Raw genomic sequence first — 13,926 nt, 5'->3', positions numbered from 1 at the left:
CCTTACGGAGATTCCCATGGAGTTCGTCTCGATCCGCATCATCACCGGCGACGTCGCACGCCTCGTCGAGTTCTACGAGCGGGCCACGGGGGTGGCGGCGACCAGGATCACCGAGGACTTCGCCGAACTCAGGACCGCGGGCGCGACCCTCGCGATCGCCGGCGCCCGCACCGTCCCGCTGTTCGCCGCCGGCTCCGCCCGACCGGCGGACAACCACAGCGTGATCACCGAGTTCCTCGTGGACGACGTCGACCGCGTTCACCAGAACCTGACCGGCTTCGTCACCGATTTCGTCAACGAGCCCACCACGATGCCGTGGGGCAACCGGTCGCTGTTGTTCCGCGACCCCGACGGCAACCTCGTCAACTTCTTCACCCCCGTCACCCCGGAGGCCCTCGCGAAGTTCGCACGCTGACGCCACGCCTTCGGAGCACGCGGCCCCGGCCACGCGGTCGCGTCATACCGGGGAGGTAGCGGGTAGACCCGCCGGATGATGCGCCGCGCGGGTCTCCTCTGCGAGGGTGGAGCGGTGTGGGGAACGGAGGACGCCGCGCTGACGGCGGCGCTGGCGGCGACGGTCGCCGTGGCGGGGTGGCTGGCGCTGGCGCTGCGCAGGCAACGGCGGTCGCACCGTGCCACCCTGGGGGAGCGGGGCTGGCTGCTGGAGCGCGAACGCGCGATCGCCGCGCAGTCCGCCGTCGAGGCCGAGCGCGCCAGGATCGCCCGCGAGCTGCACGACATCGTCAGCCACAACGTCAGCCTGATGGTCGTCTCGGCGACCGCGGCCCGCGAGGTGCTGACCACGATGCCGGACGAGGCGGCCACGGCGCTGCAGGCGGTGGAGGGCGCGGGACGCACCACGATGACCGAACTGCGCCACCTGCTGGGCCTGCTGGCCCCGGCCCAGGACGGCTCGGAAGCCGACGCCGAGCCCGAGGCCGCGACCGGCTTCGGGCCCGGCTCGCAGATCGGCTCAGGGGCCGGAGCGTCGTCGGCGGGGCTCGAACCACAGCCGGGGATGGACCGGCTCGGATCGCTCGTCGACCGGATCTCCTTCGCCGGGCTCCCGGTGGAGGTCCGCGTCCTGGGAGAGCCACGCCCGCTCCCGGCCGGGGTCGACGTGACCGCCTATCGCATCGTCCAGGAAGCGCTGACCAACGCCCTGCGCCACGGCGACGGCGGCAAGGCGGAGGTGACCGTGCGCTACGCGGACCACTCGCTCAGGGTGGAGGTGCTCAACACCGGTTCCAGCGTGCTGTCCGGCGGCGCACCGCCTCCGCGGCCGACGCGAGGCGCCGGCCGTGGACTGATCGGCCTGCGCGAACGGGTCGCCGTCTACGGCGGCGACCTGGACGCCCGGCGCAGGCTCGGCGGCGGTTACCGGGTCCGCGCCCGGATCCCCCTGGAGCGCCCGTGAGCTCCGCCGCCCCCGCCGCGCCGCGTGTGGTCATCGCCGACGACCAGGAACTGATCCGCACCGGCTTCCGGCTCATCCTCACCAGCCGCGGCATCGACGTGGTCGGCGAGGCGTCCGACGGCGTCGAAGCCGTCGCCCTGGCACGCCGACTGAGGCCCGACGTGGTCCTGATGGACATCCGGATGCCCAACCTGGACGGCCTGGAGGCCGCCCGTCAGGTGCTGGCCGCGGACCCGTCCTGCCGGGTGCTGATGCTCACCACCTTCGACCTGGACCGCTACGTCTACGCCGCCCTCGCCGCCGGCGCCAGCGGCTTCCTGCTCAAGGACGTGACGGCGGACCACCTCGCCGCCGCGGTCCGCCTGGTCGACACCGGCGACGCGTTGCTCGCCCCGTCCATCACCCGCCGTCTGGTCGAACGCTTCACCGCCCAGGACCGCACGCGGAACTCCATCTCCTCGACCCCGAGGGAGCTCGGCGCACTGACGCCGCGTGAGGTCGAGGTCCTGACCCTGGTCGGGCGCGGGCTGTCCAACGCCGAGCTCGCCACGGCCCTGACCCTGAGCGAAGCCACGGTCAAGACCCATGTGACCCGCATCTTCACCAAGCTCTCCCTGCGCGACCGTGCCCAGGCCGTGGTGCTGGCCTACGAGCACGGCCTGGTCGTCCCCGGCGACGGCGGCGCACCGCCGTCCCGCTCGGACGGCGCACCGGAGCGGCGGCGGTGATCGTCACGTAGGGTGCCGTGTCAGGGGATGCTCAGGAACTCCGTCGCTGGACGGCCGTCGAGGAACAGAGGTCTGTGCCGCCGTGGAGCCCGCAGTGACCTACCCGGACATGTCACACCGTTCACGGCTCGCCGCTCATGCCGCCGTCTCCACCGCCCTCGACCTGCACAGCGATCGCGCCCTCGGTGAACTGCTGGACGCGGCCGCGCCGATCGGATCCGGCCTCGGCGGCACGTCGGCCCTGCTGGAGGTGGCCGGCACGCCGGTCTTCGTGAAGCGGGTGCCGCTCACCGATCTCGAGCGGCGGCCCGAGCACGTCCGGTCCACGGCGAACCTGTTCGACGTGCCGCTGTTCTGCCAGTACGGCGTCGGCCTGCTCGGCGGACCTGGCTTCGGGGCCTGGCGAGAGCTCGCCGCCCACTCCATGACGACGAACTGGGTGCTCTCGGCCGAGTACGAGGGCTTTCCCCTGATGTACCACTGGCGGGTGCTGCCGGACTCGGCGCCCCTGCCCGAGGAGCTGGCCGACATCGACCGGGCCGTCGCCTACTGGGAGGGCAGCCCGTCGGTGCGCCGCCGGATCGAGGCCCTCGGCTCGTCCTCCGCGAGTATCGCGCTGTTCCTGGAGTACATCCCGCAGAACCTGCACCAGTGGCTGGGCACCCAGGTCGAGGCGGGCGACCAAGCCATCGACCTGGCCTGCGCCATGGTCGAGCGGGAACTGGCCGCCGGCACCTCATTCATGAACAGCCGCGGACTGCTGCACTTCGACGCGCACTTCGAGAACATCCTGACCGACGGCCGCCGCCTCTACTTCGGCGACTTCGGCCTCGCCCTCTCCCGGCGGTTCGACCTGTCGCCGCAGGACGCCGAGTTCTTCGAACTGAACCAGACGTACGACCGGTGCTACACCGCCACCTACCTGGTGAACTGGCTGGTCACCGCGCTGTTCGGGTTCCGGAGGGCGGACCGCGAGGGCCGCGCCGCGCTGGTGCGCTCCTACGCCGACGGCAGACGCCCCGAGCGCGTCCCCGACGGAGTGGCCGCCGTACTCGCGCGGAACGCGCCCGTCGCCGCCGCGATGTCCGAGTTCAACCGCGCGTTCCAGACCCGGAGCAGGCAGACCCCGTATCCGCTTCGCGTCGACGAGCTTCACAGGCCGGCGGAGGGGGTCCAGGTGGAGGGAAGGTCGGCGAAGTAGCGGTTGGGGACCTGCCACGCGCCATTGGAGTAGGAGGCGAAGGCGGTGCTGTAGGCCTTGAAGATGTCGACCGACTTGGTGAGGCAGTTGTTGTCGGTCAGGACGTAGCCGTTGGTCGCCTCGGTGGCCGCCTGGCGGGTGGCGGCGTCCGGAGAGCTGTCCGCGGTCGCGTCGCAGCGGTAGCGCGTGTAGTAGCCGGGGCCGTGGTCGGACCGGCCTGCGCGGAAGGCGGCCAGCATCTGGTCCCAGCCGCCGTGCCCGATCCAACTGCCGGTGGCGGCCGGGTCGCTGCTCGGCGGGACGGTCCAGGCGCCGCCGGGGTTTTCGGTGGCGCCGAAGGTCCAGGCGACGCCGTCGCCCCCGCGGAAGCCCCAGCCGACGTGCCCGAGGTTGCCCGCACCGGAGGGCGCGTCGAACATGCAGACCATCCCGGGCGCCTGGGCCCGCGCGGTGGCGGACCCGGCGGCGACCGTCAGACCCGCCGCGCACAGGACGGCGGCTGCCAGGGCGGTCCGGGCGGTACGGGCCGGGCGTGGGGTGCGCTTGCGCATGGTGCGGGACCTCGGGGGGTGCGGGGACGGTGAGGACAGTCTGTCCGGCCCCGGACCTCGGACCTGTCCCCTCCTCGACGGCGTCCGCCGTGTTCACCCGCACAGGCGAAAGGGCGTCCGGTCGGCTACGCCGGGACCTCGCCGAAGCCCAGCTCGTTCCCGTCGGCGTCGCGGTAGACGACCTTGCGCGCGCCGTTCGGGTACTCCTCGCGCAGCACCGGCGTCGGACCCTGTGCCGCGATCGCGGCGACGCGGGCGTCGAGGTCGTCCACGAGGACGGTGTGGAGGGCGTGGCCGGGATGCTCGACGTCCTCCTGGATGTAGAGGAACCGGTGGTCGTCCAGCCTCCAGACGGCCTCGGTGTCGTTCGGGCAGAAGTCGGGCTCCGCGCCCAGCACGCGGGTGTACCAGGTCCTCGCCGCGACGTAGTCACGGACGCGAATCCCCGCGAACAGGTCGATGCTCATGCCTCCACGCTAACCCCGGAGAAACGGGGTCCGCCCCCTTGCCCGTGGCCTCCCCGGCGATGAGGCGCTGGTGCTCCAGGAGCTCACATGGGGCAAGTCGGAGGTCGTCACCCAGGACACCCCGCGGTTCAATCGGCGACGACTTCCGGCAGACGAGTGCGGCGTGGTCGCTGAACTCGTCTTCCTGGCGATGTGGTCGACAGCGCACCGGTGGCTCGGTCCAGATCTTTGCCCCGGTAAATGATCTCCGGGGTGGGCCGGATCGCGTTAGCCTCTCGGGATGACTCGGACCGGTAGGTATCGGTGGCGTACCCGTCTGCGCAGGCACCTGCCGTGGGTCCTCGTCGAGCGAGGGCTCGCCAAGAAGGGGGGCAAGGACTGTGGAGCCCACGAGTGGTACAACCACGACGGCACTGTGGCGCGTTGCTACCACTGCGAGGCCGGCGAGCGTCCCTGGCCCGGCCCTTTCGGCAACGCATGGACAAGCCACTAGCTGCCCGGCTGTGGGTCCACCGCGGGAGCGGAACGGGTCGATGCCCGGCGCTCGGCCCGGCGGTGGCCGGCGATCCCGAGGCCCACCCAGAGCGGGATTTCCGCCATGCCGGTGGCGAGGGAGTCTCCCCAGGTCTGGGGTATGCAGAAGTGGCCCACGGCCACCGCCGCGCACCAGGTCGGCACCCACCACGCGCTCACGGCCGCCCAGCGCGGCAGTCTTCTCATGCGGGTCAGGGTCGCACGGCGGTGACATCACCGCCCCATCGGGGCTCCGCCGCGGTCACACTCGCAGCAGGTCCGGTACCGACCCGACAGGAGTCCTGATGCAGCAGCACACCCCGGACGAGCACGCCGCGTTCCTGGCCGGCCTGCCCCGCGCCTTCTCCGCCGCGAGTGCCCTGGTGACGGACACGGCCGGGCGGGTCCTGCTGGTGAGATGCCACAACCGGGCCCACTACGGGCCGCCCGGCGGCGTCGTGGAGGCCGACGAGAGCCCGGCACGGGCCGCGGAGCGCGAACTCCAGGAGGAGGTCGGTCTGGTCCTGCCCGCAGGCCGTCTGCTCGTGGTCTCCTGGATCACCGGCGACGGTACGACGCCGACGCAGATGCCCGGCAGCCAACTGGTCTTCGACATGGGCACCGTGCCCGCGGGCACCGGCGTGACCCTGCAGCCGGAGGAGGTCGTCGAGGCGGTGTGGGCGCAGCCGGCGGACCTGCTCCCGCTCATGGGCCCGCTGCGGGCGGAGCGGATCCGCGCCGCGCTCGACGCCCGCGACGGCGGTGAGGTGCGGGTCGTCACGTCGACGAGGGCCGAACTGAACGCGGACACCGAGCGTTTCGCGGCGGGCGCGGCCTCGCGCGGGGAGCGGGCCCCCGCGGGACCCGGAACCCCGTGATCACTCCCGGCCGTATCGTCAGTGCTGCCAGACGTCCGTGATCGGGGCCCGGTCGGCGCTCTGGCCGATCGGCGGCAGCGCGTACAGGGCCAGCAGCGTGCGCAGAAGCCGGTAGTGGTCCACGGGTTCGGCGTAGCTGCCGGGGCGCACGTTCGCGCCGGTGACCAGGGTCGGGATCTGGTTCGAGGCGGAGTTGTCGTCCTCGTCCCAGGTGACCACCAGCAGGCTGTTGTGCGTCCGCGCCCATGAGGCGTACGCGTCGAGGTGGGTGCGGAGCCAGTCGTCGCCCTCACGCACCGATCCGTCGTGCATGTCGTGCTGCACGTTCGGGATCACGAACGAGAGGGTCGGCAGCGAGGCGTAGCCGCTCGGGTCGGTGGGGAAGTCGGAGAACGCGCGGTTGTCGGCGGTGGGCAGGTTGGAGAAGTTCACCCAGGGGTTGTGCCTGCGGGCGTAGTCGCCCGCCGTGCAGCCGAGGAAGAGAGGGGACGGCAGCGACTCGGAGTAACCCGCGAAGGAGTGCCCGGCCGCCACGAGTTCGGAGGCGAGCGAGGGCCCGGTGAAGGTGTGCGGGCAGGAGTCGTCGGTGATGCCCTGCGTCGAACCGGAGAAGAGCGCCAGGTAGTTCGGCTGGCTGGGGTGCGTGACCGCGTACGAGGCGGTGAAGGACGCGCCGCTGTGGGCCAGCTCGTTGAGGTAGGGCGCGTCGCCGCTGCCGATGATGTCGGCGTAGGAGTGGTTCTCCTCGACCACGACCACCACGTGGGCGGGCCGCGGCAGGCCGCCTGCGGTTCCGCCCGTTCCCGCCGGACCGCCCGTTCCGGCCGTGCTGCCCGGCTGCACGTTGAGTGCGCTGCTCACGGCCGAGGGCTCGGCGCTGCCGCCGGAGGAGCATCCGCCCACGGCCATCAGCGCGCCCGCGACCACGGCCGCTGCCGCCGCTGCGGCGCGGCGCCGGGGTGACCGTGCCGAACGCATGGGTCCAGTCTCCACGATCCGGGGCCGGGCCGCCGCGTGGCGGCCCGGCCGGGCGCGTCATGTCCCTGCGGTCAGGAAGGCGGTGATGCCGAGCGCCACGCCGTGCGCCGCGTCCTCGCGCCAGACGGCGGCGGAGAGGCGGGCCGCGTCGGCGGTGTTGTGCATGTTGCCGCACTCGACGAAGACCGCGGGCACCTTCGACAGGTTGAGACCGCCCAGGTCGGACCTGACCATCAGGCCGCTGCCGCCGCCGAGGTAGGTGGCGTACGGCTCACCGGTCGCCGCCGCGAAGGAGGCGCGCAGGGCCAGCCCGAGACGGCGCGAGGGCCCCACGATCGGCCGGGTGTCGGCCGCGCCCGCGACGACCAGGGCGGGAAGGATCACGTGGAAGCCGTACCCGGCCGCCGCCGCGCCGTCGGCGTGCAGCGCGACCAGGGCGTCGGCGCCGGCCCGGTTGCCGATGGCGGCCCGCTCGGTCACGCACGGGCCCCACGGCCGGTCGCCGTCGTGGGTGAGCACGACGCGCGCCCCCTCGGCGAGCAGCAGCGTCCGCACCCGCCTGGCCAGGTCCAGGGTGAAATCGGCCTCGCGGTAGCCGTCGGCGGTCGCGGTGCCGGTCGTGTTGCACGGCTTGCGGCCGTTGCCGACGTCGACGAACGCGTTGATCTCCGCCCGGTGGCCGGCGTTGCCCGGGTTGTGGCCGGGGTCCAGCACCACGGTCCGCCCGGCGAGCGGAAGCGGTCGCGTCGCGGTGGCGTCGACCTGCCGCCCCGCGCCACCCGCCGGGGCGGCCAGGCCCAACCCGACCGCGAGTCCGAGCGCGAGCACCGAAGTCGTCAAGAAGCGCATGGCTCCAGGTCAACACGGGCGCAGCCGCCGGCCCGCCGCCCACCCGCGCGTCGCCGCCCGGTCCACCCCACCGGAGCAGTCGCCCCGCCCCGACAGGCCGGTCGCGCCCCCGTCCGTGCTGCACCGCCCGTCCGCGGCGCCGCGGCGTGGCGCGTTTGACACCCCTGTGGCCTGCGCGGATGGTGGACGCAGGGGCAACGGCCCGAGCCGACCCCACCGAACCCCCGGACGATCCGACGGAGCCCGCCATGGCCGACCCATGGGGCTTTCTCACCACCCCGCGCCGCAGCTGGCCGCTGCGCTCCGTCGCCGAGCGCCTGGGGGACTGGCGGGAGGTGCACCGGCCCGGCGCGCTGCTGCCGATCGTCGAACCGCAGGCCGGCCGCTGCATGGACTGCGGCATCCCGTTCTGCCACCATGCCTGTCCGCTGGGGAACCTCATCCCGGACTGGAACGCCAGGGTCGCGCTCGGCGACTGGGCCGCGGCGAGCGAGCTGCTGCACGCCACGAACAACTTCCCCGAGTTCACCGGCTTCCTGTGCCCGGCCCCGTGCGAGAGCGGCTGCGTGCTGTCGATCGACGCGGACCCCGTGACGATCAAGAACATCGAGCTGGCGATCGTCGAACGCGCCTGGGAGAACGGCTGGATCCGCCCGCTGCCGCCCGCGCGGCTGAGCGGCTTCAGCGTCGGCGTGGTGGGCTCGGGGCCGGCCGGGCTCGCCGCCGCCCAGCAGCTGACCAGGGCCGGTCACCAGGTCGCCGTCTACGAGCGCGACGACCGCCCCGGCGGCCTGCTCCGCTACGGGATCCCCAGCTTCAAGATGGAGAAGCAGCTGCTGGACCGGCGCCTGGCCCAGCTGCGCGCCGAGGGCACCGTCTTCCGGACGGGCGTGGCCGTCGGCCGGCAGGTCGACGCGGGGGACCTGCTGCGCCGCCACGACGCCCTGGTCGTCGCGGTCGGCGCGACCCTGCCGCGCGAGCTGCCGGTGCCGGGGCGCGAGCTGGCCGGCATCCATCAGGCGATGGAGTACCTGACCCAGGCCAACCGGGTCCAGCAAGGCGACGACCTCCCGGCCCCGGCGGTGAGCGCCGAGGGGCGGCACGTCGCGATCGTCGGCGGTGGCGACACCGGCGCCGACTGTCTGGGCACGGTGCTGCGGCAGGGGGCGGCCTCGGTGGTGCAGATGGACATCAAACCGCTGCCCGGCCCCGACCGCACCGACGCCGAGCCCTGGCCGGTCCACCCGCGCATCCACCGCGTCTCGCCGGCCCACGAGGAGGGACGCGAGCTGGTGGCCGACGGTGGGATCGCCGGCGGCGCGCCCGAGCGACTGCGGCAGGTGCCGGAGTTCGAGCGCGACGTGCGGGTCTTCGCCGCGGCGACCGTGCGCTTCGAGGGCGACGACCGGGGCCGGGTGCGCTGCCTGGAGCTGATGGAGGCCGAACCCGGCACCCGGCGTCCCCTGCCGGGCACGGAGTACGAGGTCCGTGCCGACCTGGTGCTGCTCGCCCTCGGCTTCACCGGACCTGAGCCGGACAGCGGTCTGGCCGAGCAGCTCGGCCTGGGGCTCGCACCGAGCGGCGCCTTCGCCCGCGCCGCGGACTTCGCCGGCGGTGCGCCCGGCGTCTTCGTGGCGGGTGACGCGGGTCGCGGGCAGTCCCTGATCGTCTGGGCCGTCGCGGAGGGCCGCGCCGCCGCGGCCGCCGTGGACCGCTACCTGACCGGGGCGACGACCCTGCCCGCACCGGTCACCGCCACGGATCGCCCGCTGGCCGCCTGAACCGCATCGACCGACACGCCGCCATCGCTCAGGGGACGTAGCGGAAGACCCGGCGCTCCCGCCCGGGCGGCGTGACGTCGTGGAACCCGGCAGCGGCGAACGCGGCCGGTGAGCCCATGTACGTGTAGAGCCGGGCGTCGGGCTCGACGGGGTAGCCCTCGACGACCCCGGCTCCCGCCGCGACCGCGTAGCGCGCGGCGGCCCGCAGCAGCCCCGTGGTCAGGCCCTGACGACGTGCGGAGGCGTCCACGAAGAGGCAGACCACGGACCAGACCGGCGTCTCGTCGACTCTCGCCAGCGCGCGGTAGCGCTCCAGTCCCCGGAACCCCTCGCGCGGTGCGACCGCGCACCACCCGACCGGCTCCCCGTCGTCGTAGGCCAGCACGCCGACGGGCTCGCCGTCCTCGGCCAGGGCCGCGAGCGCGGCGACCCTGGCCTCCTTGTCCGAGGCCTTGAACTCGGCACTGGTCATCCGCCACCGCATGCAGGAGCAGTAGCGGAACTTCCCGTGCCGGGAGGAGAAGCGCTCCAGATCGCCCCCGCGTTCGGGGCTGACCGGCAGGAACTCGAGCATGACGCGATTCTCGCAGAGCGGTGCGCGCGCGGCCCGGCGATCCCGGCGCGCCGCACGGTTGGATTGGTGTAGACCAATCATCTAGGGTGGTCCGTGCGGCCGACCGGCCGTCCGTGGAAGCGATCGTGGGGGTCTCTTTCGCCATGCCTACCGTGCTTGCGGGAACCGAGCTGCGCGCCTTCGAGAAGGTCGCGCGCGACATCGAAAGTGGGATCAGGGCAGGGGGAGTGCCGCCGGGTCACAACCTGCCCTCGCAAAGGGATCTGGCGGAGCATCACGGCGTGACCCGGCAGACCGTCCGGGAGGCGCTCGAACTCCTCACCGAGCGTGGACTGGTGCGCGGCGACAAGCTCGGCACCTACGCGCTCGGCGAGCGCGGCGGCGCGCCCGCGTCCGAGGACGCGTACGAGAACGTCTTTCCGCAGCCGCTCGTCGAGATCGACGAGGCCAGCGTGCCCACAGCCTGGCTGCGCAGGGCGCCGCTGGTGCGCGCGGAGGCGGAGGCGCTGGGGGTCGCGCCGGGCCGGACCGGGCTGGTCTACGAGCAGACCCTGCTCGGCCCGGAGGGCCGGGTCGCGCAGTGGACGCGGTCCAGTTTCGCTCCGGAGCTGCTGGACCGCGTTCCTCAGCTGTTCCGCCTTCAGGCGGCGCTGCAGTCGGGCCCCGAGCCGCGGATCGGGGCGGTGCTGACCAGTCTGCTCGAATGGGCGCGCCGGGCCGGCATCGACCTCAGCGCCGGCCCCGCCGAGCCGGGCGACCCGCAGCCGAACCCGACCGGCACGACCTGGCGCGAACTGCGGGACCAGCACGGCCGGGTCTGCGTCCGGACCGCCTACCGGCTCCACGCCGCGGCGCGCCGGCGCGCGCATCCGGGCGGCTGCGGCCCCGCCCTGGACGCCAGGGAGCGCGCCTGGCTCGAGGCCTGGGCGCTGCTCGACACGGTGGACGGCGCGCTGGCGCTCCGGTCGAGGATCGTGCTCGCCTGTCAGAGCGCGACGGTGGCCGAGGTGGCCAGGGACGTCGGGCAGTCCGAGGCGATCGTCACCGCCTGGCGCGGCCGGTTCGCCGCAGGCGGCCCGCAGGCGCTCCGCGCCGACGTGCGCGGTCGCCGTGGCCGACCCGCGCGGGAACGCCCGGACGAGGAGTTTCGGATGTCATGAGCATGACTTTATGAGGCCGCGGCGGCGGGCGACTGGGCAGTCGGCGACGGGACCCGGCGTGGGCGCTCAGGATCGGTCCATCCGGCGAGCCGCAGGCGGCGCACGTGCGGGCGGGCCGCGTGGCCGCCGGCGGTGACGCAGTTCTGGCCCCTGATGCGGCCGCAGCTCGGGCAGCACCGTTCGAGGGCGACGGCGATCCAAGCGGGGGAAAGGGCGACGGCGATCCAAGCGGGGGAAAGGGCGGCGGCGTTCATGCGCGTCCTCGCAGGCGGGAGCGGAAGTGTGCGTTCCCATCCTGCGCGGCGGGCACGCAACCTGTCATCAACCGACGGCGATGTCGCCCAATTCGGCATGTGCCTGCCGATATTGCCACCGCAGGGATCCCCGCGCCGCCCGGCACGACCGGGCGGAGGCGGCGGGGATGCTCGGGCGCCCCGCCCCCTCGCGGCCCACCCTGGCGGGCCTGGGCCTCCTGCCGTCAGGAGGCCCAGGCCCTCGGCTCAGCGGGCTGCCTCGTCCGGGTGGAGGCCCTCCGCCTCGGTCAGCTGACGGCCGAGCCTGCGCGCCGCGCCCGGTGCCGAGAGCACCGCCACGACGGCCGCCGCCAGCCAGCCCCCGGCCACGATCGGGAACCAGTGCCCCGGGCCTGACGCCGGGTAGGGAATCACGTTCCGGTAGAGGGTGTAGCCCAGCAGGCCCAGCGCCGCGAGCGGGATCAGGACCTGCCACATCGGCACGGGCATCCGGCGCTGCACGAAGATCAGCCGGATCGCGCCGATCGTGGTGAGCCCGTAGACGACCAACAGGATCAACGTCCCGATGGTGCCGCCCCACACGAAGGTGTCCTCGGGGACGGCCGAGAACGCCACGATGCACACGCCGAGCACCAGTGCCATCGCCACCGTGACGACGCCGGCCGCGTGGGCGGGCGTGCCGCGACGGGAGACCCGTCCGAGGCCCCGGTCGCCCAGGCCGTCGCGCGTCAGCGCGAACAGCAGTCGGGCCGAGCCGACCGTGCAGGCCAGGCAGCAGCCGAAGGCGCTGACCGTGGCGCCCAGCGTGACCACGTTCCCGACCCAGGGGCTGAGATACGCGCCGCCCAGATCGCCGACCAGCGACGCGGAGCCGCCGAACGCGCCGACGCCGGCCGCGTTCGTGCCGAAGCCCATCATCTCGACGGCCGTGACCACGACGAAGAACGCGCCGCCGAACAGGGTCGTGCCCAGGATCGCGCGCGGGATGTCCCGACGCGGATTCACCGCCTCCTCCCCGAGGGTGGACGCCGCCTCGAAGCCGGCGAACGAGAGGAAGCCGAACACCACACCGAGGAAGAGCGCCGAAGGCGCGGTGCCGGGGGGAACCGAGAACACCGAGAGGGTGAAGCGGTGTCCGGCCGGGGCGTTCCCGGCCAGCAGCCGGACCAGCACCACCGCGGTGATGACCAGGATCAGGGCGACGGTGGCGCCCTCCACGGTGAGCAGCACGTTCGTGCCGCGCCGCACCGAGGCCACCGTCAGCCAGCAGGCGAGGAGCAGGACGCAGCCGGTCAGCAGGAACGGCGCGTCGACCGGCGGCCTGGACCAGAGCCCGGTGCGCTGCAGGAACGAGGTGCCGAAGATGCCGACCACGGACGAGGTGGTGACGCCGTAGAAGAGGTAGGTGCCGATCAGCCCCCAGCCGGCCACCACCCCGCTGCGCGGCCCGAGCGTGGCGCCCACGAAGGCGTAGACCGAACCGGAGTGGTGGAAGTACTGGCACAGTCGCACGAACACATAGGCCACCAGCAGCACGCCGATGGTGGCGATCAGGAACGCGAGCGGCACGGCCCGGCCGACGCTCGGGGCGGCGGCCTGCGGGTTGATGTTGACGGCCATGCTGGGCGCCATCAGCGCCATGGACAGGCCGATCGCCTGCCAGACGTTGAGCGTGCGGCGCAGTGCCCGCTCGGGGGATGCGGCGGGCGGGGTGAGAAGGGAGTCGGATCTCGAGTCGGCGCTTGAGTCGGACATGCCTTCGAGTGTGACCCTCGTCGCAGGCGTGCGTAAGGGGCCTGCGAGGGGGGATCGCACCGGGTCGGGCCGCGGGGAGAGCGTGCTGCACTGATATATGAGTATCCGTCAGAGCTTGGGTACTGGCTGGGTGTCGACACCGGACTCGGTCTGTCGCTCCGCTGCGCCGGGCCCGGTCGGCAGCTCGGGGGTGGCGGCGACGTCGCCGCCGTCGGACGGTGGCTCGCCGGGAGCCCGCGCACCGCCGGGCAGTGAGCGCGTGGCGCGGCCGCCGGTCGGCGTCCCGTGCTGGCAGGATGGCGGCATGGAACGTGTGCTCGGCATCGGCGGATACTTCCTCCGCACCACCGACCCGACGGCGCTGGCCGCGTGGTACCGCGACTGCCTGGGTCTGGACATCGACGAGCACGGCCTGTGGCAGCCGGACGCCGGCCCGACGGTCTTCGCGACCTTCGAGGCCGACACCGACTACTTCGGCTCCCGCACCCAGCAGACCATGCTCAACTTCCGTGTCCGCGACCTGGACGCGATGCTCGCGCAGCTCCGCGAGAGCGGCGCGGACGTGGCCGCCGACACCCAGGACATGGCGGGCGTCGGCCGCTTCGGCTGGGTCACCGACCCGGCCGGCAACCGCATCGAGCTCTGGCAGCCCGCCTGAGCGCTCGTCCCGGCCGGTCGGGGGAGCAACTGCTTCCGGACCCGCCGACCGAGGATCGACTCCCCCGTCGTCCACGAGGTGGTTCAGCGGGGTTCGCAGCTCGGTCGGGTCGTCGGTCCCGGGAAGCAGTTCCCAGGGCCTGTCGCCCGGTTCGGCCGCGGA

16 protein-coding genes are annotated in these 13,926 nt (G+C 73.5%); 8 read left to right on the top strand and 8 right to left on the bottom strand.

Annotated elements, in window-relative coordinates; translation table 11 throughout:
- Positions 1–16: 16 nt before the first annotated feature.
- The 4 genes from BS83_RS09655 to BS83_RS09640 all read left to right on the top strand — a co-directional run bounded on the left by BS83_RS09655 (position 17) and on the right by BS83_RS09640 (position 3,346).
- A complete protein-coding gene (locus BS83_RS09655) occupies positions 17–415 on the top strand; it encodes a VOC family protein (RefSeq protein ID WP_037603417.1) in 399 nt (132 codons plus the stop codon).
- Between the two features lie 114 nt (positions 416–529).
- On the top strand, positions 530–1,417 hold the full coding sequence (locus tag BS83_RS09650; protein WP_232248200.1) for a sensor histidine kinase: 888 nt from the start codon (positions 530–532) through the stop codon (positions 1,415–1,417).
- Complete coding sequence (locus BS83_RS09645; RefSeq protein WP_037603416.1) at positions 1,414–2,145, top strand: response regulator; 732 nt, start codon at positions 1,414–1,416, stop codon at positions 2,143–2,145. Before BS83_RS09650 ends, BS83_RS09645 begins: the two co-directional genes overlap by 4 nt.
- Before the next feature lie 94 nt (positions 2,146–2,239).
- The gene (locus BS83_RS09640) at positions 2,240–3,346 is read left to right on the top strand and encodes a protein kinase family protein (protein WP_408640984.1); all 1,107 of its coding nucleotides are present in this window, start codon (positions 2,240–2,242) and stop codon (positions 3,344–3,346) included.
- Here BS83_RS09640 and BS83_RS09635 read toward each other — a convergent pair.
- The 3 genes from BS83_RS09635 to BS83_RS46360 form a co-directional block, all read right to left on the bottom strand.
- Positions 3,298–3,897 carry a hypothetical protein gene (locus BS83_RS09635; RefSeq protein WP_051942881.1) on the bottom strand — a complete coding sequence of 200 codons (600 nt, stop codon included), beginning with the start codon at positions 3,895–3,897 and terminating at the stop codon, positions 3,298–3,300. The two genes, BS83_RS09640 and BS83_RS09635, sit on opposite strands and share 49 nt — an antisense overlap.
- Positions 3,898–4,022: 125 nt before the next feature.
- Positions 4,023–4,364 (bottom strand): VOC family protein, encoded by a 342-nt coding sequence (locus BS83_RS09630; protein ID WP_037603415.1) that lies wholly within the window; start codon positions 4,362–4,364, stop codon positions 4,023–4,025.
- A gap of 489 nt (positions 4,365–4,853) precedes the next feature.
- Positions 4,854–5,084, bottom strand: a complete 231-nt coding sequence (locus BS83_RS46360) for a hypothetical protein (protein WP_198035199.1) — start codon at positions 5,082–5,084, stop codon at positions 4,854–4,856.
- 98 nt (positions 5,085–5,182) lie between these two features.
- Here BS83_RS46360 and BS83_RS09625 point away from each other — a divergent pair, with 98 nt between their 5' ends.
- On the top strand, positions 5,183–5,755 hold the full coding sequence (locus tag BS83_RS09625; RefSeq protein ID WP_051942880.1) for an NUDIX domain-containing protein: 573 nt from the start codon (positions 5,183–5,185) through the stop codon (positions 5,753–5,755).
- Positions 5,756–5,773: 18 nt separating this feature from the next.
- Here the strand turns inward: BS83_RS09625 and BS83_RS09620 are convergent, their stop codons facing one another.
- Both BS83_RS09620 and BS83_RS09615 read right to left on the bottom strand, forming a co-directional pair.
- Complete coding sequence (locus BS83_RS09620) at positions 5,774–6,733, bottom strand: alkaline phosphatase family protein (RefSeq protein ID WP_157597102.1); 960 nt, start codon at positions 6,731–6,733, stop codon at positions 5,774–5,776.
- Between the two features lie 57 nt (positions 6,734–6,790).
- Positions 6,791–7,582 carry an N-acetylmuramoyl-L-alanine amidase gene (locus BS83_RS09615; RefSeq protein ID WP_051942879.1) on the bottom strand — a complete coding sequence of 264 codons (792 nt, stop codon included), beginning with the start codon at positions 7,580–7,582 and terminating at the stop codon, positions 6,791–6,793.
- Positions 7,583–7,830: 248 nt separating this feature from the next.
- Here BS83_RS09615 and BS83_RS09610 point away from each other — a divergent pair, with 248 nt between their 5' ends.
- Positions 7,831–9,363 (top strand): glutamate synthase subunit beta, encoded by a 1,533-nt coding sequence (locus tag BS83_RS09610; protein WP_037603414.1) that lies wholly within the window; start codon positions 7,831–7,833, stop codon positions 9,361–9,363.
- Positions 9,364–9,391: 28 nt separating this feature from the next.
- Here BS83_RS09610 and BS83_RS09605 read toward each other — a convergent pair whose 3' ends face one another.
- Positions 9,392–9,937, bottom strand: coding sequence for a GNAT family N-acetyltransferase (locus tag BS83_RS09605; RefSeq protein ID WP_037603413.1), 546 nt, complete (start codon positions 9,935–9,937; stop codon positions 9,392–9,394).
- Between the two features lie 143 nt (positions 9,938–10,080).
- Here BS83_RS09605 and BS83_RS09600 point away from each other — a divergent pair, with 143 nt between their 5' ends.
- The gene (locus BS83_RS09600) at positions 10,081–11,097 is read left to right on the top strand and encodes a GntR family transcriptional regulator (RefSeq protein ID WP_157597101.1); all 1,017 of its coding nucleotides are present in this window, start codon (positions 10,081–10,083) and stop codon (positions 11,095–11,097) included.
- A 500-nt stretch (positions 11,098–11,597) separates the two neighbouring features.
- Here the strand turns inward: BS83_RS09600 and BS83_RS09595 are convergent, their stop codons facing one another.
- Together BS83_RS09595 and BS83_RS09590 are read right to left on the bottom strand one after the other, a co-directional pair.
- Entirely contained in the window at positions 11,598–13,106 is a 1,509-nt protein-coding gene (locus BS83_RS09595) for an APC family permease (protein WP_084713280.1), read from the bottom strand.
- 108 nt (positions 13,107–13,214) lie between these two features.
- Positions 13,215–13,412: a hypothetical protein gene (locus tag BS83_RS09590; protein WP_037603411.1), complete on the bottom strand. Its 198-nt coding sequence runs from the start codon at positions 13,410–13,412 to the stop codon at positions 13,215–13,217.
- Here BS83_RS09590 and BS83_RS09585 point away from each other — a divergent pair.
- Positions 13,411–13,764 carry a VOC family protein gene (locus BS83_RS09585; RefSeq protein WP_037603410.1) on the top strand — a complete coding sequence of 118 codons (354 nt, stop codon included), beginning with the start codon at positions 13,411–13,413 and terminating at the stop codon, positions 13,762–13,764. The genes BS83_RS09590 and BS83_RS09585 overlap by 2 nt on opposite strands.
- Positions 13,765–13,926 lie beyond the last annotated feature (162 nt).

It is taken from the genome of Streptacidiphilus rugosus AM-16 (assembly GCF_000744655.1).
GTDB lineage: Bacteria > Actinomycetota > Actinomycetes > Streptomycetales > Streptomycetaceae > Streptacidiphilus > Streptacidiphilus rugosus.
Note: the sequence above shows the minus strand (reverse complement) of the source record. Positions and strands in the feature narration are given on the sequence as shown.